Genomic DNA, 22,594 nt, shown 5'->3' with positions numbered 1-22,594 from the left:
CCTATTCACCTTGAGTTTTGTTTTTAGTCAATCCCAGTTTGCTCAACACTGAAAGCCAAACTAACCTGCGATAAGGTAGCAGCCAATAAATTGGCCACAACCAGCCACCATGCCGCTGAGTAAATACTTTCCACTCTTGAGCCGGTTGCAAGGTAGTATCTTTGAATGATAAACCTTTCGGTTTGCTCATTTTATCCAATCCTTCACTTAAATTATCAGCAGCCGTTTTGGTCACCTGGGGGTTGAGAGAACAAGTTCCTAAATAGCCAGGAGCAATCCAAACTGTACATCCTTTCTGTCTGGCTCGTAAACCATAATCCCAATCGCCAATATAATGGACAAAAGCTGGATCGAGGTTGCCGACCATTTGCACAACACTGCGGGGAATTAATACGCAGTTGCCGTGCATAGTATCGCACATCTGAGGCTCTTTTGTTGGCTCTAGGATACCATACCGGAATGGGTGCAAAGGGTTATTTCGCACCACACCGCCGTATGTTATTTGACCCGTTTCGGGGTTGCAGGTAGAACCGCCAATTATGGCTTTGGTTTCTCCTTTTTCTGATAACTTTTGAGTGGTTTCTAGCAAGACACTTACGGTTTCTGGATAAATAAGAGTGTCATCATTTAACCATAGGTAGTAGTCGGGATCATCTTTCATTGATTCGGTGAAAGCCCCACGCATTCCCCCGTTCCAAAATAGGTTCCCATCGCCGGAAAAAATCTTGACTTGAGGATAGGTTTGACGAACTGCCTCGCTGGTGCCATCGGTACTGGCGTCATCGACTAAATAGGCTAAAACATCAACATCGGCTGGAAGTGCCTGCTTAAAAAGAGCCTCTAAGCAAGCTAATGTTTTCTCTTTGCGGTTGAAGCAAGTTAAAAGGGCGGCGATTTTAGTACGGTTCATTATTCGCAATTTGGTGGCTTTTAGCGATAGCTAAGTAAAATTTACTACGTAAAATCTGATGTTTACTTTGGAATGGACACAAGATCGTTAAAAACAGACAAATAGCGATTTGCTTGTATGTCTAAAGTAAATTCTTGTTCCACTTTCTGGCGGGCGCGAATACAAAGTTTTTGATGCCGATTGGGATCTTCTAAAACCCAAGCAATTCCTCGCGCTAAGTCTTCTGTTTCATAAGGTTTAGCTAAATAGCCATTTGAGCAGTGTTCGATCATATCGGGCAGTCCCCCAATATTAAATGCGGCGCTGGGGATGCCACAAGCAAGGGCTTCCATGACTGTATTTGGCAAGTTATCTATCACGGAAGGGGCGACAAAAATATCTGCTGCTGCATAAACCGTTGCTAGGGAAATATCATCTGCGAGTCTCCCCAAATAGTTAGTTTTAAAACCAAGTTCAATGGGATTTTCGGGTTCAGAAGAGCCAAAAACCAGCAACTCTATCCGATCTTTCCAGCCTGATTTACTGAGGCTTTGTAAAGCGGGTACGAGCAAGTTAAATCCTTTCCAGCGATCGCCTGTTCCACTTGCACCTCCAAAGAGTACAATTTGTTTATCTTGAGGTAAATTCAGGATTTCTCGCGCCCACTGACGATTTATTGGTTTGTACTTTTGAGTATTGATGCCATTAGGAATTATTTCAACTCGAAAATTTTTGAATAAAGAACTAGAATGAGCGCATTTCGCTAACCAAACACTAGGGCTAACCAAAGTTAGGTTAAGCTTATCCCAAGCTTTAGCTTTCCTCTGCCACACCCACCGCGACAGATCCAAATCTTTATTACTGTGGAGTTGCGGACAACTACCACAAGATTGAGTATAGCGATCGCAATCTTCACTATAATGACAGCCACCTGTAAAAGGCCACATATCATGCAGCGTCCAAACTAAGGGCTGCTTAAACTTGGGAATACTTTCAACTTGTAAATAACCCCCACAAACCCAGTGTAAATTAATAATATCAGGAGCGAGTATATCCAGTTGATTCGATAGAGCATCTGGCAGCACTTCTGTAGAAAATATAACGGGGTTTCTCTGAGGGTAGAGCCGCAATGGTGCGTTAGATAAAGTTGAAATAATCTTGTCAAACTTATTCGCAATACTATTCTGTGACGAAATTACATTGCGATCGCCACTACTCTTATTTTTTACCAGCATTTGCGAAGACACACCAATCCCCTGGAAACCTTGGTGCAGTCGATAAGCGGCGCGGGCAGCCCCCCCTTCACTATCAGAACTATTGAGAAGTACAACCTTCATTTCCCCTGCCTATCCTCTAAATTTCTAGCTGACTTTGCCTGATTTTTTCAAAATTTTATTAACTTTTTTTTGCACCTTTCTTAGCAAGGGGGGATCGTAATCAAATAAAGTTTTTTGTGTAAAATTATCTGCTTGCGTATCCCTAATTACAAAAGGCGGGTGTTTCATCGGAAATGTTATAGCTTCTACAGGCATATTACTGTAAGGACTGTTGACATCCTCCGTATTAGTTCCCCCTACACCATGTCCGATATTAGAAACTAAATTGACATTGGCAAGAATATTCGTACCATTTTGAATAAAACTAGCAAAAGTCCACTGACAAGCCCAACTCTGTAATTTTCTTTCATAACAAAGCTGAAAAATATTTTTCCAAACTTTTACAGCATGGGAGTCTCCCAGTACATCCATCAAAAAATTACCATCACGAATTTCTGGCCACAGCTTCATATCTAAATCATAGTGCTGCCAAGCTCGCCTCCAACTCGCCCAGCTCCAGCAGTGATTGTAGCGAGAAAAATAGTAGCTGTAATCAGTTCTTTTCCGCCCAAACTGAACATTTTGACCAGAGATTGACAGAATCCGCTGATCGTCTCGGTAACGCTCCAGCAATTCTTCAGCGAAGCGGAAAAAAGTAGGATGAGGGAGACAGTCATCCTCAAGAATAATTGCCTCTTCAACCGTATCAAACACCCAATTTATACCGCTAGAAACCCGCAGGCGACAACCGAGATTTACCTCTGCATAATTTTTCAAAACTTCGCATTCCCAATCTACTTGGTCAATAATAGCTCTAGTTGCAGCACATTCTTGATCTTCTCCAGGCTTATTTGGACGTGGACCGTCAGCAATTACTAGCAATTTAGGGGGTTTTGCCTGACGAATTGCCTCAAATACTCTAGCCGTTGTATCTGGACGTTTGAAGATGATAAAAGCGACAGGTGTTTGGATTTTGTAATTGGACATTTCTTGAACTCTATTTAATTGTTTTAATTATACTACGCTTTCCACAATCGTCTATAGGGTATTGTGATTTGGCTTCCGGCGATGGTTGACTTGGGCTATGGTTGTCTACCAGTAGCCCATCAAAACCAAAAAACTTAGCCGTCTCAGTCCCTACATCATCTCTTCTGTGAGCGTCCAACTTCTATCCTAGTCCTGATCTCCGGCTGCCTTACGGTTGTCTCATCTTAAATTTAGAATTGCTTGCCCTTCATCCACAGTAATTACTACTGGTTGTGATACAATCAGCCCAAGAGGCATAACTGCAAGAGTTAGCTCTAGTTAGCAATAGAGATGCTAACATAAATATATAGCAGTCGCCATGATGATTAGGATTTTTTTTAACAACTTACGGATACCTGTCCTAATCACCTTGGCGGTTGTTATACATCTCAATAGCGTTGATACTTCTGCTTTATACACAGATCCAAGTCAGTCTCCCAACCGTAATTCATAAGCTTTTTAAGAGGAATTTTATGAGTATAGTCTGCCCACTTAGCGGAAGCTCAAACATAACTTTGATTGAACAAATCAATGCAAGTGACTTAATAAAAATGTACAACAAGTTCCTCCAATCGGATATATCAAAGGAATTTGGTGATGTCAAAAAGATTGGATATTATCATTGTATAGATTCTGATCTTAGATTCTTTTATCCGATGGTAACAGGTTCCGAAAAATTTTACGAACACTTGCAGAACCTTGAATGGTACTACATGGATGAGAAAGCTGAGTATGATTATGCGAATAATTTTATAAAAGAATCAGATTTAGTTCTGGAAATTGGTTGTGGTAAAGGCGCTTTTGCCCAGAAAATATCCACTAAAAAATACGTGGGCCTTGAATTTAGTCGAAAAGCGAAAGAAATTGCTTTGAGCAAGGGAATTATAATTGAGAATGAATCGATTCAGTCACATTCGGTTGCCCACCCTGCAAAATATGATGTTGTTTGTGCATTTCAAGTTCTGGAACATGTTTCAGAAATACGTTCATTTATAGAATCAAGTATTAAGGCACTTAAACCTGGTGGTTTATTAATTTATTCAATTCCCAGTGCGGACTCATTTCTATCTATTATCACCAATCACATTTTCAATATGCCACCACACCACGTGAGCTTTTGGTCAGATAAGTGCCTGAAACATATAGCTGAGATATTTGGAATGAAGATAGTAAATATTGAGCATGAAAAATTAGCCGATATTCACAAAGTATGGTGGGCATCCTCTATCATTTTAGAGAGTCTGAGGAATTGGCTTGGTGTTCAAAGTGACGTGGTAGATATGTCACTGAAATACAAGGTATTAAAAAAAATTTCGTTATTGACAGGTGAAGTTCTGGCCAAGGGGCTGATTAACCCCAAAGTTTTGCCTCAAGGACACTCGGTAACTGTTGTGTATCAGAAACCAGAGCATATATAGGCATTGTTCTAAAAACATAGCTTCTCCTTAAAAAACACTTTTCTAGGAAACTTGTAGCGCGAGTGCTGTAGCAAGCAAAAAAGTGTGAAATTGACAAGATAAGTTCCTGCTCGCGCGTTAACATTTTGCTTCTTTCTCTTTTCTACTACTCTTCAATATCTGAATTAACAAGCTCAGCAGTCATCTGCGATTTAAAATTAAACCACTTCTGAAGCATTACAGCCGCTATGTATGCCAGTGTATCATTGCTAGTCTGATAGGGCAAAAATCTATAGCGAAAACTCGCCATTCTAGGGTCGCTTTCTTGGTATAAAATATCTTGTGCAAAGTTCCCCCAACGCTCATCTATCAAATCAATTGTCATACCAGCATGAGCCGAAGGTAGCAACATATTAGAGCCGTGAAGACCAATTACTAAGCGGCTTTGTGAATAAACACGGCACATTTCCTTTTCAACTTTTTCATTAAAACTATCCACTCTGTAATCTTCAATCCATTCTGGAAACTTAGTTTTTGTCCCCAAACCAGCTACTGCAAATTTTGCTTCTGGTAGTTGCAACCTGATTTTCTCAAATAACTGCTGAATTTTTAAATTTTGCAATGGCAATGCCCTTTCTCGTTGATTTAGCTTTTTCAGAGTTCGGAACAGCAAACCGTTAACTAATAAACGATCTTCCCGCCAAATAAAAGTAATTCTTGTTTCTGGTTCCTCAAATTTGTGTTTGGGAACTCTAGTAAACTGCGTGATGTCAAACTGGCTAGGATGAGAATGAGCTTCGCTGACATAAATTTCCTCAAACCGTTTATTTTCTTCTTCAACAAACTCGGCGAAACTGGGATAGTAATTCTGACCATTTTTTAAAGAAATAGGTACTGTCCAGATTTCTGCAACTTCATCGGGAACCATCCACCTTAGAAACTTAGGAACTATCACAACTAACCCGCAGTCCGAGTTGTATTTTAAGTGCCTTTGTGCATTTAGCAACTTCAGCAGGGAATGACCATAAAGATGATCGATACAGTTTAAGATAATTACCCGCTTGCAGGGTTTAAAAATCTCTTTTACAATCTCAAGTTTTTCTGGTTGAGGATTTTGGAGTGAATTGAGTAATGGTTTGCCTAGCCATTCTTTTATGTTAGCAAATTTTGCAAAAACTTCACCTTTGATTGTATCAACTTGGACGGAGTTTCTGACTCCATGACCTACTCTCAACTCGTCGATTATTTCGCTACCACATCCCGCGCACTTACAATCCAGAACAATATGTATCCCTTGCCACAAAATTTTTTGGGCCTTGAGTTCCGTGTCGCAATAGGGGCAATTCGAGCGCTGTTCGATTTTAGGTTTAATTTGAATCACTTTACTAATCCTCTGATTCTACAAGCTGCCTTGTATAAGTTAAGGGAGCGCCAGATGAAATTTCCGAAGGGGCGCAATTCCTTAATCAAGAAATTGAGTAATATAATCACGTAAAAATAAGTTATCAGAGTAGCTGCCGTTGCTCCAAAAGCTCCATACTTAGGAATTAGCAAAAAGTTCAACGCTACATTAAAAATAGATCCGACTACAGTCAAGTAAAGACCGTAGCGCAACTGACCTTCTATGTTCAAATATGTACTCCGTGCTACTCCAAAGTTACTGCCAAATTGCGCCCAAACATAGATTGCCAGTACCGCTGCTGACTTTGCATAGTTTTCCCCGTAAAGCAGATTCACTATCCAGGGAGAAAGTAATGATATCGGTATCGCCACTGCCAACCATAAAAATATCATAATATCCGAGTAAATTTGAAATTTATTTAGATATTCTTCATAATTTGTCTTTCTCAAATTCGCTAATTTGGGAAAAATAGAGCTGGATATGATCATCGGCAAAAAATCGCAGATTTCCGAAATTTTAACAGCTGCAGCATAATATCCCAGTTGAGCATTTTGATTCATCGCACCGAGCATTATCTGATCGGTTTTTGAGTACACATAAACTGCCAATCCCGACAAAATTATCGGCCAACTCTCCGATAGCAGTTCCTTACACCGTTCCCAACTAAAATGCCAATCCTTAATTTTATTCCCCGTAAGCTGATAAAAATATACATAAGCCATTCCTACTAATGCGACCTCTGTCAATCTAACCCAGGCGAAGGCAAGCAGGGGGGCTTTAATTGTTACTAACCCAATTCTGACAGCAGCAACTAAAAAACATACCGAATTTTTAGCCAACACTGTATATTTTGACTGGATTTGGGACTGGAACCAAAAATTGATAGCCTCAAAAGCATTAAAGATAGTTCCTGCAGCGATGATACCTACCAGCCACCGAGTCAGAGTGTCGTTGGGCTTGACTAGCGCAATCACGGTGACAGTTAACAACAAAGTGATGCAGCCACCAGTAAATTGCAGTCCGAAGGCAGTTCCCAGGGTCTCATTTTTGCATTCTGGGTCGCGAGCGATATTCCTCACTACCAGAGTACCCAACCCCATTGTTGCCACCGAACTAAACAGCGACACAAAGGCGATCGCGTAGTTGAGCAATCCAAATTGTGTCGGACCAAGATAGCGAGCCACCCAAAGGCCTACAAACAGGCCTAGACCCATCTGCAAGATTTGGTCAGTGAACAGCCAAGCTATGTTGCTGAGTACCTGGCGCAGACTAGGGCCGAGCCTTTGACTGACCGCAGTTAACTTATCTAGCATCAGAATATTTTAAATCTTTACAAAACACAAACGCGGTTCTGGCAGGGTCGGCAATCTCGCAAAATTAGACTGGTTGATCCTATAACAACATACCACAACTTGACCCACGATCCGCCCCATGGTTACTTCAATGGACTGTGCGAGTTAAAGAACGCCTTTGAGGGTTACTGGTGCTACTGTTAGAACTATTGTTAGCATTATCTATCGCAAGTCGAACCGTCAACATTGCGTAACTCAGCCAAGGATTTGCTATCTCTATAATATAACCTTCTGTGATGTTGCTTATAATAATAGACACTAGAAAACAAATAGGTATTCCCGCTTCTTCCAGGGTGCTACGACTCAAATACCGAACTGCGTAAGCTAAATTGAGCAGCAAGGAAGTCATCATTAAAATTAATCCCGGCCAACCAAAGGCTAACAAGATACCGATCGCGCCATTGTGAGGATTTTTCGGTTGAAATCCATTAGGAGTATAAATAAAATAAGCAGGAGTACCGGCTCCTAACTTATCTTGTTGAAAAAATCCATCGTATCCGTAGCCAAACCAGGGACGCTGATTGACCGCAGCCATTAACTGTGGCCAGAATTCTGTCCGCCCAGTTAGAGTCAAGTCCTTACCTAACCCACCTACAATAATATCCTCCAGGTTGTCTACTACAAAAACAGTCATAATTATGCTGACCACCAGGAAACATATAATCGCAGTAAAGGCCCACTGAAAACTTAATTTTTTTAGAAAATTTAGTGACGACACAGAAATTATTAATATGATAGTAATCACTAGAGCCGATCCCGATTTATTAGCCCTTACTAGGTAAAATGAAAAGAACATCATTCCCAAAGAAATCCAGCGATCTTTCTGAGTTTTAGCTCCTTGAAAATAGTGCAAATACCAAAATGCTGTACAGAGAGCTAAGACTCCCCCCAAAGAATTTTTAGATTGGGTTAAGCCGACAAAATCGCCTGATCCAGGGGGTTTCATTACAAAACTTGCCAAACCGATTGCCGTGTATCCCCACCGCCAAAAACGAGATAAATCCTCCCATTTATATTGCGCTGCAATGTAAAACCCGAAAGCAGTAAATCCTGAAAATGCTAGGCCTGCTCTTAGCGTTTCTTCAGGAACTATAGACCATAATGTAGACAGTAATGGAAGTAATATATAAAGTAAAAAGAAAGGATTCATTATCAATATTTTGGCAAGAATCTCTATAAAAGTGCTAGTGAAAATTTTAAATCTTGAAATTAAAATTAATACTACCCAGGGGTAAAAAAAATAAGGTATGAGTTTTAATATGCCACCTTCTGGATCTTTCAAGTTAATAAAATGCAAGTAATTAAAAGGAGGTTGTGTCAGAAAGGGAGAGATAAAAATATAAAGACCAGCAAAGCTTTTTTCTAAAGCCAAACCTATTTTTCTATGACTAGAAAATTGAAACAATAGTAGAGTTGCCATCGCGACTATAGCAAGTAGCATCCATGTCAATGAAGAACTACCTAAAATTAGCTCTTTCAGCATATTTGGTAGAGACACTGGTTCAGTCATGATTGATTTCCTTTATCAGAAACAATAGCAAATAATCTAGATATAAAATATAGCCGTCAACCCGCAACCACGCTAACATAGAAATTAGGCATAAAGCAAAAATACAGCATCGTTTTTTCGGCGATCGCTTAAAATAATGAGCTTTTTGCCCAGCACTAAAAAGGCTACACTTATATAAATCATAGTCAATAAAATTAGGTGGTGTATGGTTAACACCCATTTTCCAAGACAGATAGCCCGGTCGGTTGTGGGTGTTGTCTTGTTTGCTTCCACTGTCATCGCTGACGCCAGAAGCACCCCGGCACAACTTCCCATCCCCCTAGGCACAGACCAAGCCCAGACCGTTGCGCCAGTTAGGAGAGCGCCGGAAAGCTATAAACTCGGCGGCGGCGATCGCATTCAAGTAGAAATACTCGAAGTACCCGAACTTAGCCGCGGCTACGAAGTCCTTTCCGACGGTTCAGTCAACCTGCCCCTGATCGGCTTGGTCTCCGTCCGTGGCCGCACCTTAGTAGAAGCCACCAACATCATCCGCAACGCCTACCGCCGCGTCCTCAAAGACCCCATTGTCACAGTCAGCCTCGTCGCCGCCCGCCCCCTCAACGTCGGCGTCATCGGAGAAGTCACCAGGCCCGGAAACTTCACCATTACCCTAACTCCCGGGCCGGGAGCCACGCCGAGTGTCCAGTACCCCACCGTCACCCAAGCGATCAGACTCGCAGAAGGCGTCACGGGTGTCGCCGACATCCGCAACATCCGCGTCCGCCGTCCCCAACGAGACGGCCCCGATCAAGTGCTCAACGTCAACTTGTGGAAATTCTTGCAAGAAGGAGACATCTCTCAAGACATCATTTTGCAAGACAGAGACACAATCGTGGTTCCCACAGTCGCCAACTTCAACCAAGCAGAAGCTCGTCAATTTGCGACGGCCAACTTTTCGCCACCCCCAGAAAAACCTCGATCGATCTCCATCGTTGGTCAAGTCACCCGCCCTGGGGCTTACGTCGTGATCGGTGGCAACACCACAAACGACCTCAGCCGCGAAGGTTTCCCCACCGTCATCCGAGCCATTCAGCTAGCTGGCGGCATCACCTCCGATGCCGACATCCGGCAAATCCAAGTGCGGCGAGTCACCAGAAGAGGCGAACAAATTATCCCAGTTAACCTGTGGCAGTTCCTAGAGTCCGGCGACGGCGCCCAAGATACCATCCTCCAGGAGGGAGACACGATCATCGTGCCCAAAGCTACGATCGTCAACCCTGCAGAAGCTGGTGTGCTCGCCAACACTAACTTTGCTCCCACCGGCATTAACGTTTTTGTAGTAGGAGAACTCAGAACATCCCTCGATCCCTTGAGGCTCCCAGCTAATGCCACACTGAATCAAGCTTTAGTTTCCAGAGGATTTTTTGGCTACGAGAATACCAGAGCTAGAAGGGATAAAGTTGAGCTAGTCCGCCTCAATAACGACGGTACAGCTACTAAACGGACGATCGAAGTCAATTTAACTCAAGGAATTAACGAAGAAACTAATCCTCAACTTCGCAACAACGACATGATTATCGTATCTCGCAAGGGTCTCGTCAATTTTGTCGATCGCATGAACGCTGTCATCGGACCTGTCGGGCCAGCTACGGGAGTGTTAAATTTTATAAACGTTCTCCGATTTTTATTCAGGTAAGAACGCGGCGGGTGAGGTGGATAATTCCTGGGAAAGGCTAGAATAAACTAAACAATAAGATTACCCCGCCGCGACCTGGCCGCTTCAAAAATATCAACCTCAAAAATATCAACCTCAAAAATACCCAGGCTGAATATGGATAGCAGACAAGATTATCAACCCTTCACACCCAAATCAAATGGCAAACTGCCGGAGTTATCTGCTCAGAACTACAGAGATCACTTGGTAGAGGAGAGAGAAGAAGAAAAGCTAGACTTGTCCTGGCTGTTAGGCGTCGTGCGCCGTCGCTTCTTGGTCATGGCAGCAGCCACAATTGCTTTGAGCGCTCTGGCAGGAACAGCGATCGTCCTCACGTCTAAACAGATTACGGTCGAGTATGAAGGCTCCTTTTCCCTGTTGGTAGAACCACCCACGGCTGAAGGTTTGCTATCCAAACAATTAAACAACACCCAAGCTGCCGACTTAGCAAGAATTAATATAGAAGGAATTAGCTTAGTAGACTACGAAACCCAAATTAGGATTTTGCGTAGCCCCAAATTGATGCAGCCCGTGCTTGAGGAATTGCGAGCGTGGTATCCCAAAATGACCTATACGGAACTGATCTCAAAAATGTCTATCAACCGCGTCAGCTACGCGAAAGATGGCAAACAGCAAGGCACAAAAATTTTACAAGTTCGCTACAAAGATTCAAACCGAAAAAAAATTTACGGCGTATTGGACAAAATTTCTAAAGCTTATCTAGACTACAGCTTGCAGCAACGGCTAATGGGCATTAATCAAGGTATTAATTTTATAGATACGGAGCTGCCCAAGCTCCGAGAAAGGGTAGAAGTTCTGCAATTGCAAGTCCAAAGACTGCGGCAGCAGAGCAACTTGTTTGAACCCCAGCTAGAGGGAAAATCTCTGTCTGAACAAGTTCAAAGCATTCGGGGCAAGCAAGTAGAAATTAGAGTGCAGCTACAAGGGATGCGAAACCTCTACCAAAGCTATGAAAAACTACTCAACGAAAATAATCCCCAGGGGCTGCTGATGACCCAAGGACAAGCTTACGGCGGACTCTTAGGTCAAATTCAGAGAATAGACTCGGAATTGTCATTAAAATTAGCTCAGTACAGAGAAGACAGTTTGCCAGTTTTAGCGCTGCGAAAAAGTCGGGAAGAACTGATTTTAACCGCCACTCAACAAGCAAAAGAAGTGGTGATGGGAAATTTAGAGACCCAAATCAAAGAAATTGAAGCGCGCGATCGCGAAATGACAGCTTCGCAAAATGCTCTCAACCAAAAAATTAGAAACTTTTCAGTTACAACCCGACAATACGACAATTTACAGCGGGAACTGCAAGTAGTTACTAAGAGTTTGTCGGACTTCTTGGCAAAACGAGAAGCCTTGCGGATTGATGCGGCTCAGGAGCAAATACCCTGGGTGCTGATAAATCCTCCGCAAATTCCGCTAGACAAATTCGGCATCCCTATAACAGCTACCGTCAAACAAACCAAAAAACAGTTAGCGCTGGCAGTAATTTTAAGCGCTCTCCTGGGCATAGCAGTCGGCTTGCTGGTAGAGGTACTAAATACTGTGTTCCACACTCCTGAATCACTGAGAATCGCCACAAGATTGCCAATACTCGGAGTGATTCCGTTTACCAAAAAAGTCAAGCGGAGACCGCCAGCCAGACAGAGGAAACTTACATCGGCTCGATCGAACTCGAAAGTGGAAGTAGTCGAACTGGGCGAACCTAGAGATACTGGTTCGATGAGCGGGGGGCCCAGTATTTTGAGCGACTTGGACTATCAATTTTTAGAAGCATTTCGATCGCTATACACGAACATTCACTTGCTGAGTGCAGGCACGGCAATTCGATCGCTCTTAATCGGCTCTGCCGTAGCAGGAGACGGCAAATCTACAGTAGCTTTGCACCTAGCAGCCACAGCAGCAGCAGTCGGACAGCGAGTATTGTTAGTAGATGCAGATTTGCGCTGCCCGCAACTGCACGCTAAGTTAGGACTGCCAAACGTGCGTGGCCTGGGCGATGCCATCTCCACGGATCTCAGCCTCAACGACGCGATTCAACGAGCCCCGAACCAAGAAAATTTGTTTGTACTCACCGCAGGCCAAATTCCTCCCGATCCGATCAAGCTTCTTTCTTCCAAAAAAATGCAGTATCTAATGGAGCAATTTCAAGCATTTTTTGACTTAGTAATTTATGACACCCCGCCACTAGCAGGCTTGGCAGACACCCACTTGATCGCAGCTCACACAGACGCTACGATTATGGTCGTCCAAATTGGGCAAACAGACCGATCGCAAGTTCGCAAAGTTTTAGAAGAATTAAAAATTTCTGGAGCTTCCGTCTTGGGAATCGTTGCTAACGGCTGCAAAAACACCGGTCACAGCTACCGCCAGCGCCCGGTCGTTTTAGACACGCTCTACGACCAAAAACTATCGGCTTTAGGTACGAAAAATCCTAATTAGACAAATGTTGATGTAGGCTGCCGAGCGCCGCCGTCCTCAACGGGAAACGCACAACCAAGCTATACCCTCATTTTTTGATAATAGTACCATTTGAGAAAGAAAATGATAGACTAACGGACATAGCCTCGTGTGTCAACCGAGATTGCGCGGAACTTTAAATTTTGCGGTAATTACTCAGAAAATGATTGAGAAATCAGCAGAAGTGGGTAAACTACCTTTAGCCGAGCGCAATCTCAATCAGGAAAAGACACCTTGGAAGGTGAACGTTAGTGTAAACGTTAATGAGAACGTTTCAACCCAGAAACTTGGTAGGGATTATTCTATGAGTACAGTTATGGTTGTTGATGATAGCGTCACTCTGCGGGAGATGATCGCCGACTTGCTCAAAGGTAGAGGACTCAACGTCACGGTAGCGAGTGATGGCGTAGAAGCTCTAGAGCAAATCAAGGCTAACCGCCCAGATTTAGTCGTTCTGGATATCGTGATGCCCCGGATGAACGGCTACGAAGTCTGTCGCCGGCTCAAAAGCGACCCTAAAACCCAAAATTTGCCGGTGGTAATGTGTTCGAGCAAAAGCGAAGAGTTTGATCGCTATTGGGGAATGAAACAAGGAGCCGACGCTTACATCGCCAAGCCATTTCACCCTCAAGAATTGGTCGGCACTATTAAGCAACTGCTGCGAGGTTGAGGTGGAGGAATAGGGACAGGAAAAAAATTGTCTTGATCACTGATTATTTCTGCTCCCGCAGCCTCTCTAAACTACTCGATTGACAATAGTCCAAACATCCCCGTCCGATCGCACGTAGGGAACAGAAATACTCTTAAAACCAGTAATAAAAGGCTTGTAATAAACCTGCCAGTAGCTGGGACTAATTTGGTCGGCGATGGCTTTGAGTCCCTTCACTTCCGCCGCCAGTTCCGCCGCCAGTTCATTAATCCGTTCCGCGTGTCCCTGAGCTAGTAATCTTCCTTCTTCAACTTGCTCCTCCATCGGAGTGATTCTTTGCAACTTTACCGACTTCTGCTGTTTCTGACTTAGTTGAGCAGACAGAGCAGCGATCGCATCATCTATACCCTTGACTTCTGCCGACACTTGTGCGGTTTCCCTTGCGTGACGCCGATAAGCATCGGCGATCGCTTGGGGCGAATCACCGGCTGGGACAACATCGGCAATACTAAGCTGCTGGCGTTCCCGGCGCAATTCCTCAATTTGAGAGTAAATTGCCTCTATATCTGTCTGAAGTTTGTCCACCTAATTATTACCGCGTGGTTGTTGCATATTTTAGCATATTAACACAAACCCATCACCTAATCGGCATAGAAATTGCATATTTTAGGCGGGCTAGAGGCAAAGCCCCACAAGCAGAAGTTGAATAGTTTGAAAAATCCAAATTTTTATATTTCTGAGTTGAGCGATTTCCGTCGATATCGAGTCGAGTTAATCAGGTCGTATCCGGTAAAATCAGCATTATAGATTGGTAGTGAGGAATGCAAGTCCGAGCGAGTTTTACGAGGATTAAAGTCGTCAATAGATTTTAGATTGTAGATTTTAGAATTGAAGAATTGAAGAATTGACCCCACGGATAAATTCGGAGGGCAAGTTTCATCGGATACAGGTTTTTTATTTCTGGGTCCTGAGTCTGCGAAGGAATGAATCTGGGGGCTTGTATCCTGGATGCTTTCGGTCACTACAAACACAATTGCCAATTCCCATTACCAATTACCATTTATTAATTGAATTTTTTAAGTTGTTCGCCCTTGCTGCCTCAACTGGACTATAGTTTCTACCAAAACATCGGGTTGCACAGGTTTAGACAGATGTCGATCGAAACCCGCAGCAAAAGCACGATCGCGGTCTTCATCCCTAGCATAAGCCGTCAGAGCGATCGCCCAAAATTTCCCTGTCTGCGTGTCCAAAGAACGCAGCCTTCGTAGCAGCGAATAGCCATCTTCCTCCGGCATTCCGATATCGCTGACAACAACATCCGGCCCAAACTGCGAAGCCACCTCAAACGCCTCAGCAGCAGACGATGCAGCCATGACAGCGGCCCCAGAATCGGCCAAGACAAACCTCATAAATTCCCGCGAATCAACCTCATCATCAACCAGCAAAACCTTAACTCCCAGTAAATTACCAGCGCCAGCCAAAACCTGCGCTTCCTCGCGGACGATCGAATTTAGCTGCATCGCAGGGAGGCGGAAACTAAAAGTCGATCCCATATCCAGTCCCGGACTCTGGGCCCAAACCGTGCCGCCGTGGAGTTCTACCAACTGTCGGACGATCGCCAGACCCAGCCCCAAACCGCTATAATTGCGAGTAATCGTAGCATCCGCTTGCCGGAAAGAGTCAAACACGTAAGGCAAAAAATTCGGTGCAACCCCAATTCCCGTGTCGGTAACAGCCAGCTCAACCTCCGAATCAACTCTCGAAAGCCGGATTTCAACTCGCCCCCCGCGCGGCGTAAACTTAATCGCATTCGTCAGCAAATTCCAAATCACTTGCTGCAAGCGGCCGGGATCTCCTGATACCCAAAATTTCGGATTTAACGGAGATTCTGGATTGCCAGAAACCTTCCCAAGTTCGGAAAATTCAGCAGTCTCCAAGCCCAAATCTACAATTGCAAACCGCAAATCGATCGACTTAGCATCGGCGGCCAACCGCACCGTATTCACCGCTCCTTCCACCATCGAAATCAAATTTACCGCACAAGGATTCAAAGTCAACTTGCCGCGAATAATTCTAGAAATATCCAGCAAATCATCAATCAATTGAGTTTGCAATTTAGCATTTCGCTCGATAGTTTCTAAAGCCCGCCCAGTAGCAGCCGGATTGAAATTGCGTTGCTGCAGCAGTTGCGCCCAGCCCAAAATCGCGTTTAAGGGCGATCGCAACTCATGAGAAAGAGTTGCCAAAAACTCATCTTTCATGCGATTTGCTTGCTGAGATTCCTCGTAAAGTCGGGCATTGTCGATCGCCCCCGACACCGCCTGAGCCAACTGCATTAAAATACTTTGGTCATCTTCGGCAAACTCCCCCTCATACTTGTCCGACAACTGAATCAATCCCAGATTTCTGCCGTCCCGAGTCGTCAGCGGTACAGCCAGCCAGCCCCGCATCGGCGGGTGTTTCCCCGCAGCCTTGCCGAACCCCCGCCAGGCCGGGTGAGCCTCTAACTCGGTTTGAGTCATTCGCATCGCCTGTTGCTGCTGGCAAACTTGTTGGTAAATGCCCGTACCGTCTGGCTCTTCGCAGTAATCTTGCCACGCGGCGTATTTTTCTGACATGGAAAACTTGCTAATTCCCGCATCCCAGTTGGCGGCCGGGTTGAGGTTGACCGCTACCTGGTGGACTTCCAGAATTTGGCGGGCGCTATCGGCAGCTAACTGAAGTATTTCTGCCACCGACAGTGTGGAGTTGATAGCAACTGACGCGGAGGTTAACTTTTGCAGGCGGCGTAAATACGACCGCTCGCGGGCCAACGCGCGCGAGCGTTCGTATTCTAACTGTTTGCGCTCCGTAATGTCGATCGCCACGCCAGACAACCGAAGGGGTGTGCCAGATGCGTCAAAAAACACCCGCCCTTTGTCGTGAAGCCAAATCACCGAGCCGTCGGGTCGCACTTTGCGGTATTCCGACTCGTAAACTCCCGGACCGCTAAGTGCGGCATCCACATCTGCCAAAAACCTTTCGCGGTCTTCTGGATGCACCGCATTCTTTTTTTGCTCAAAAGTACCAAAGGTGCTGTCTGGGCCCAAACCCATCTGTGTTTCGGCATTGGACGAGCGGCGGACTTCCCCCGATGCCACATCCCAGGTAAAGGCGATCATGTTAGCTGCTTCTAGGGCAAAGCGCAAGTTTTCCTCGCTTTCTTGCACCCTGGCTTCCGATAATTTACGATCGGTAATATCCCAAACCACGCCGCTCGATCGCACCGATTTACCCGTATCATCATCAAAAAACTTGCCCCTAGCCGCGATCCAGTGCAAGCTGCCGTCGGGCCAAATGACTCTAAATTCGTATTGGTATTCTATTTTGTTTTCTAAAGCAAAGGCAACAGCCCGGGCGATCGATGCCTGGTCATCCGGGTGAATGCAGGCAAAAAACGCTTCGTAAGTTCCCAGAAAACTGCCTTTTTCCAGCCCAAATAACAGTTCGTGTCCCTCCGACCAAACGACCTCGCCATTTAATACATTCCAATCCCAAGTTCCCATTTTCGAGGCTTCGATAGCCAATCTCAGCCTTTCCTCCGAAATTGCCAACTGCGCCGACGTTTTCGCGTAGTTCTCGCGCAACTGCTGTTTTTTCAAGCTTTCGCCCACTGCCGCCGCCAGCCGCTTTAAGTGCCTCCCTTTGAACACGTAATCGCTCAAACCCGCTTTCATAGCTTCGACTGCCACTTGTTCGCTGCCGCTGTCAGTACACATAATTACCGGACAATTCGGGTAGCGACTGTGAACTTTTTGGAGAATAGTTAATCCGTCGCTCCAGTGCAGTTGATAGTCGGTAATTACTATATCAAAACCCCCGGCTGCCAGGATGTGTTCTAGAGTTTGGATATCAATAACGGATTTTATTTCTAAATCGGGAAAACTTTTCCTCAGTTCTCGATCGATCATTAGGCGATCGTTCGGGTTGTCGTCGATTAACAGAATAGACAGCATTAGCCTTTTAGTTTTTGTATCAGCGAAAACATTCTTAAATCTAACAATACGTTATTGAGCAATCTCGACAATTTAAATATGTACTTGGTGGGTTAATTAGACTTGCCAATAAATTTATTGTATTTGCTTGTATTTTATTATATTTTACAGCTTGTAATATTCTCAACCCGCCTTTTAGGGGCGTGCCAACAACCAAATGAATTAAGTAAGTTGTTGTAAAACCGATCAGAAACCATGCTCAGCCGGGAACGGTGCAAGAGCTCAGTTAACTCTCACTATACTACTTGTTTATTCTGTGTGCTGGTGTGAAGAAGAGCGGGGATTGATGCTTGTCAGCTACAGCAGAATATTGCTGTTAAAAGCCTCTTAGTGGCAACCTCATCTTTTAAATCACGATTCACTGCGCGTTGCCGAACTTCCTTCCTCAACTCTGGCACTTACGTAATTTTACCCAGAAGCGGGTACCGATTCCCAGAGTCGATTTCAGCCCGATCGCACCCCCCATTCGATCGACTCCTTTGTTCGCTATCGCCAGCCCTATTCCCGTCCCTGGGTACACTTCTTGACCGTGCAGGCGATCGAACAACCCAAAAATCCTCTCTTGAAATTTTTCTGCAATACCAATGCCGTTGTCTTCTACCCAAAGATAGATACATTCCTCCTCAGCTTCTGCATAAACTCGCACCTGCGGCTCTATCCCAGGTTCCACGAACTTAATAGCATTGGAGAGCAAGTTAACCAAGACTTGCAGCAGCGTAGCAGGATTGGCCAACACCGTAGGTAGCGGTTCGACAACCGTTATCCGAGCTTGTTTTTGGGCAATTTCAGCCTCTAGTTGCGCGATTGATCGAACCACAATTAAATTAAGAGAGACTGCTTTTAGTGGCAAGTTAGCTTTGCTGAGGCGGCTGTACTCTAGCAAATTTTCGATTAAAGTATTCATCAGACTTGCAGCGTCATTAATCCGAGACAAGTAATCCTGTGCGGTAGCATCCAACTCGCTGGCTTTATCTTGGAGCAACATTTCAGCAAAAAACAAAATTCCCCGCAGAGGAGCGCGCAAGTCGTGAGAAACTGAATAGGTAAACGATTCGAGCTGTGCGTTAACTTCTTCTAACTCAGCAGTACGCTCTCTCACCCGCTCTTCCAAAGTTTCATTAAATTCCCGCAAAGCAAGTTCAGCCTGCTTGAGATCAGTAATATCTTCAACCAATCCCTCAATTGTACTTTCACCTTCTGCGCTGTAGAGATATTGAGTAAACCGAATCCATTTTACTCGACCGTCTGCCAAAGGAAATGTAATTTCTAGATTTTGATACCGAGACTCCCCTGAATCTACAGGTTGCAAAAACAATTGCTGCAGATAAATCCCTTGGACATCTGCTAAATTGCTGGCATCAAACAAGCGCAAAAAAGCTTGATTGCTTTCCAAAAGCTTCCCCTCGGAAGTCGCTCGAAAAACTCCGACATTTAAGCGTTCTAGCAGAGAATTAAGTTGATTTTCTAGTCGGGCGACTCGTTCCCAGGCGGCAACTCTATCGAGTACGCCGCGAACCGCAACGCCAAGGCGGACATAGTGCTTCGGCGACTTGATAATGTAGTCGTCCAATCCGGCTTTCATCGCCTCTACAGCAATTTCTTCGTTGCCAGTATTCGTAAACATTACAATCGGGCATTGTGGATAACTGGCTTTGATAGTTCTCAGCACATCTAAACCGCTTGTCCAGCGTAGTTGGTAATCGGTAATTACCAGATGGAATCCCCCTCGTTTCAGTGCTTCCCCGAATAATCTATCGTCTGGAATTTCCGTTATTTGCAATTGCGGCAATTGCCGCTCTAACTCACGTTTGACGAGCAGCCTATCTGTTGGGTTGTCGTCAATTACTAGAATGTGTACCACTTTAACAACTTATAATTTGGCTGTTAGCTAAAGTCCCGATCAATCACTCATAATAAAAATCTGGGAGGTTGCCCTTTAAAAAAATGACGGGATTCCTCACTAAAAACTTAATTCACTCGTTACCAGAAACAGCTTGGTAACGAGGAAACAAGCAATAAAAACCGATAAACAGCCACTACAAACCACTAAAATCTCTCGGTTCCGGTAGTTCGGTATAGTTGAACCAATACTCCCTAAAACTCTGCATCATTTCTACTAAAGAAGCAAACCCGACTGGTTTGACTAAATAAGAATTTACCCCTAAATCGTAAGCTCGCTTGACATCAAGTGTTTGCCTAGAAGAAGTAAGCATAACCACCGGCAAGCGTTTTAGTTCCGGCTGCTGCCTCAGCCAAACCAGAACTTCGTGACCGGATCGCCTGGGCAATTTCAAATCTAGTAAAATTATCGCAGGTAAAGGATAGCGATCGCGATCGCTGTATTCTCCGTCCCCATTTAAATAAAAAACCGCTGCATCTCCATCTCGGACAATTTGCAGCGAAGTATTAGCAAAAGTCTCATTCCGAAATGCCCGCTGCATCAATAGAATATCAACGGGATTATCTTCCACCAGCAAAATCGTCTGCGTTTGCGTCATGCTTCCTCAGTTGTATCCAAAATCGACTGCCTTGTCCTAATTGAGATTCCACTCCAACTTGACCGCCCATGCGATCGACTCCTTTTTTTACAATAGCTAATCCTATACCAGTTCCGGGGTAAGATTCGATACCGTGCAGCCGTTCAAAAACCCGAAAAATGCGTTTTTGATGTTCTGCAGCAATACCGATGCCATTGTCTTCTACCCAAAGACGGATGAAGCCGACTGGCAATAGGCAACTGGCCATAAGTAACTGGGAATGTTCCCACTCTCCCACAGTTCCCCTTTCCAATTCTCCCGCTGTATCCGTGTCTGTCTGTCCCTCTTGAGGCAGCTCAATTTCCTCGGCCCATATCTGCACTTGGGGTGATACGCCTTCCACAAATTTTATAGCATTGGTGAGCAGATTGGCGATTACTTGAACTAAAGTAATGCGGTGGGCAATTACCGCAGGCAAGGGTGATTGAACACTGATTTGAGCGTGCCTGGATTTAGCGTCAGCTTTTACCATAGCAATTGCCTCGGCCACAACTGATTCTAAATCTAAAACTTGCAGCGATAAATCAGTGCGGCTGAGGCGGCTGTAAGCTAGCAAATCTTGGATTAATTCTTCTAATTGTTGCCCCGAATTAACAATTTGCTGGGCGTATTCTTGACCTAGTTCGTCGAGGATGTCGCGGTAATCTTCTAATAAAGCTTCAGCCAATCCCTGCATTCCCCGCAGAGGAGCACGCAAATCGTGAGCAACGGTATAGGCGAAAGATTCTAATTCTTCGTTAGCTGCTTGAAGCTGATTGGTGCGGAGTTCCACTCGCCGTTCTAACGTAGCGTTGAGCATCCGAATTTCCGCTTCTGCTTGTTTGCGCACAGTCACGTCAATGGCGGTACTAATTACTAAACTTCTGCCGTCAAAAAGCTTGCCTAAAGGTGCGGAAAAAAAGTCCCAAATTCGACTTTCGCCACTGGCTGTGGCAATCATATATTCGCCTTCAGAAATGCGCGCGTTTAATTGGTGCAGTCGATCGATATCTGCTTGCACTAGCGATTTGCGGCTGTGGTAAGCTTTTTCTGTCCAATCTTCAATTGTGGGAATTTCTGAGTGTTCGTAGCCTGAGAGTTCTGTCCAAGCGCAGTTAATTTGCAAAACTTCTCCGTTTTCAGCGTGCAGCATAATTGGCAGCGGTGCGTTGAGAATGGCGAGGCGGAAACGTTCTTCGGTTAATTGTAGGGAGTGGCGATCGTGTTCTAGCTGTTCTAACAGTTGATTTTGCTTGATTTCGGCCTTGTCGCGCAAAGTTCGATCGCGCTTGACCAAATAGTAAACCAACACCATCAACAGGAAATTTACTAAAGCAGCAACGGTAAAAGTCAGGATTGTCAAATTAGCACTCGCTTGAGATTCTCGGGCGCGCTGCTGCAATAGCTGAGTTTCTTCCGCCGTCATGGTGGCTATCTGCTGCCGAATGTCCCCCATGATTTGCTTTCCCCTACCGGTTTTTACTTGTCGCAGGGCTGCTGCTAAGTTTTGTTTGCGTCGCACATTGAGGGTTCTTTCAAGGTCGGCTAATTTAGAGTCGATCGCAATTTTCAAGTCGCGAATGCGCTGTTGCTGCCGATTATTGTCAGCGGTTAGCTGCTGCAATCCGACTACTTGTTGGTTGATGCGGGCGATCGCGCTGTGATACGGTTCTAAATACCGTTCTTCTCCCGTCAGCAAATAACCGCGCTGTCCGGTTTCAGCATCTTTTAATGTGGAAAGCGTGGCTTCGAGTTCGGTTAAAACTCGGTGAGTGTGGCTCACCCAGCGTTCGTTTTCGACTAACTTGAGAGTATTGCGGTAGGAAGTTGCTACATTGACAATTAGCAGCGCCACGACCATTCCGATACCTGCGGTGATTTGGGGAGTCAGTGATTGTTTCATGAAATACTCGGCGCGCGAGTCCTGCTTTTTTTTATTTTAGCTGGATTAAGACTACCCGAGTTTTTGGCGCGCTCAGAGACGGCGACTAAAGCCTATCAATTTAAGGTTCAAATGTGCGATCAATCTTGTGTTTAGTTTAGCCTCGCTCCTCCTCGCATCCCTCTTAAGTCGGAGATGGCATAAATCGCTCTCTTGCGTCTCGTGATTCAGGCAGACACCAGACAATCTAGGATAACCTGCAAAGCTTAATTCGCCTTTTTTTGTATCGAGTTTTATATCGTTCCTGTTACTTGGGCAGTTTCAAATTGCGGCGCAAATAAAAGAGTTTTTACCTATTGACTCCAGTTGATTTTTGTCAATACTCCGGACAGTTTTTAAAGAGAGATGCGACGCCTACGGCAAGCAACGCTTACGCAATAAATCACAGAAGCG

The 22,594-nt window shown here is 44.7% G+C and carries 15 protein-coding genes; 4 read left to right on the top strand and 11 right to left on the bottom strand.

Annotation, left to right across the window (positions count from 1 at the left end; translation table 11 throughout):
- Window position 1: 1 nt before the first annotated feature.
- From QUB44_RS13725 to QUB44_RS13715, 3 genes are all read right to left on the bottom strand, one after another.
- On the bottom strand, window positions 2-910 hold the full coding sequence (locus QUB44_RS13725; protein WP_333368112.1) for a glycosyltransferase family 2 protein: 909 nt from the start codon (window positions 908-910) through the stop codon (window positions 2-4).
- A gap of 62 nt (window positions 911-972) precedes the next feature.
- Entirely contained in the window at window positions 973-2,226 is a 1,254-nt protein-coding gene (locus tag QUB44_RS13720; protein WP_333368109.1) for a glycosyltransferase family 4 protein, read from the bottom strand.
- A gap of 24 nt (window positions 2,227-2,250) precedes the next feature.
- Window positions 2,251-3,192, bottom strand: a complete 942-nt coding sequence (locus tag QUB44_RS13715) for a glycosyltransferase family 2 protein (protein WP_333368106.1) — start codon at window positions 3,190-3,192, stop codon at window positions 2,251-2,253.
- A 554-nt stretch (window positions 3,193-3,746) separates the two neighbouring features.
- Here QUB44_RS13715 and QUB44_RS13710 point away from each other — a divergent pair.
- A complete protein-coding gene (locus QUB44_RS13710) occupies window positions 3,747-4,649 on the top strand; it encodes a class I SAM-dependent methyltransferase (protein ID WP_333368103.1) in 903 nt (300 codons plus the stop codon).
- A gap of 145 nt (window positions 4,650-4,794) precedes the next feature.
- On the opposite strand, the gene QUB44_RS13705 is transcribed toward QUB44_RS13710, so the two are convergent.
- The 3 genes from QUB44_RS13705 to QUB44_RS13695 form a co-directional block, all read right to left on the bottom strand.
- On the bottom strand, window positions 4,795-6,009 hold the full coding sequence (locus QUB44_RS13705; RefSeq protein WP_333368100.1) for a hypothetical protein: 1,215 nt from the start codon (window positions 6,007-6,009) through the stop codon (window positions 4,795-4,797).
- Window positions 6,006-7,343: a flippase gene (locus QUB44_RS13700; RefSeq protein ID WP_333368097.1), complete on the bottom strand. Its 1,338-nt coding sequence runs from the start codon at window positions 7,341-7,343 to the stop codon at window positions 6,006-6,008. The genes QUB44_RS13705 and QUB44_RS13700 overlap by 4 nt, the downstream gene beginning before the upstream one ends.
- 127 nt (window positions 7,344-7,470) lie before the next feature.
- On the bottom strand, window positions 7,471-8,892 hold the full coding sequence (locus QUB44_RS13695) for an O-antigen ligase family protein (protein WP_333368094.1): 1,422 nt from the start codon (window positions 8,890-8,892) through the stop codon (window positions 7,471-7,473).
- 205 nt (window positions 8,893-9,097) lie between these two features.
- On the opposite strand from QUB44_RS13695, the gene QUB44_RS13690 reads away from it, so the two are divergent.
- The 3 genes from QUB44_RS13690 to QUB44_RS13680 all read left to right on the top strand — a co-directional run bounded on the left by QUB44_RS13690 (window position 9,098) and on the right by QUB44_RS13680 (window position 13,730).
- Entirely contained in the window at window positions 9,098-10,570 is a 1,473-nt protein-coding gene (locus QUB44_RS13690) for a polysaccharide biosynthesis/export family protein (RefSeq protein WP_333368090.1), read from the top strand.
- A gap of 135 nt (window positions 10,571-10,705) precedes the next feature.
- Entirely contained in the window at window positions 10,706-13,042 is a 2,337-nt protein-coding gene (locus QUB44_RS13685) for a polysaccharide biosynthesis tyrosine autokinase (RefSeq protein ID WP_333368087.1), read from the top strand.
- 322 nt (window positions 13,043-13,364) lie between these two features.
- Window positions 13,365-13,730, top strand: a complete 366-nt coding sequence (locus QUB44_RS13680; RefSeq protein WP_039886668.1) for a response regulator transcription factor — start codon at window positions 13,365-13,367, stop codon at window positions 13,728-13,730.
- A 66-nt stretch (window positions 13,731-13,796) separates the two neighbouring features.
- On the opposite strand, the gene QUB44_RS13675 is transcribed toward QUB44_RS13680, so the two are convergent.
- The 5 genes from QUB44_RS13675 to QUB44_RS13655 form a co-directional block, all read right to left on the bottom strand.
- A complete protein-coding gene (locus QUB44_RS13675) occupies window positions 13,797-14,294 on the bottom strand; it encodes a hypothetical protein (RefSeq protein ID WP_333163936.1) in 498 nt (165 codons plus the stop codon).
- Between the two features lie 491 nt (window positions 14,295-14,785).
- Window positions 14,786-17,704: a response regulator gene (locus QUB44_RS13670; RefSeq protein ID WP_333368083.1), complete on the bottom strand. Its 2,919-nt coding sequence runs from the start codon at window positions 17,702-17,704 to the stop codon at window positions 14,786-14,788.
- Between the two features lie 424 nt (window positions 17,705-18,128).
- Window positions 18,129-19,604, bottom strand: coding sequence for an ATP-binding protein (locus QUB44_RS13665; RefSeq protein ID WP_333368080.1), 1,476 nt, complete (start codon window positions 19,602-19,604; stop codon window positions 18,129-18,131).
- A gap of 175 nt (window positions 19,605-19,779) precedes the next feature.
- Window positions 19,780-20,241 carry a response regulator gene (locus tag QUB44_RS13660; RefSeq protein WP_333368077.1) on the bottom strand — a complete coding sequence of 154 codons (462 nt, stop codon included), beginning with the start codon at window positions 20,239-20,241 and terminating at the stop codon, window positions 19,780-19,782.
- On the bottom strand, window positions 20,204-22,162 hold the full coding sequence (locus tag QUB44_RS13655) for a CHASE3 domain-containing protein (protein ID WP_333368074.1): 1,959 nt from the start codon (window positions 22,160-22,162) through the stop codon (window positions 20,204-20,206). Before QUB44_RS13655 ends, QUB44_RS13660 begins: the two co-directional genes overlap by 38 nt.
- Window positions 22,163-22,594: the final 432 nt, after the last annotated feature.

It is taken from the genome of Microcoleus sp. AT3-D2 (genome assembly GCF_036705715.1).
Taxonomy (GTDB): Bacteria; Cyanobacteriota; Cyanobacteriia; order Cyanobacteriales; family Microcoleaceae; genus Microcoleus.
Note: the sequence above shows the minus strand (reverse complement) of the source record. Positions and strands in the feature narration are given on the sequence as shown.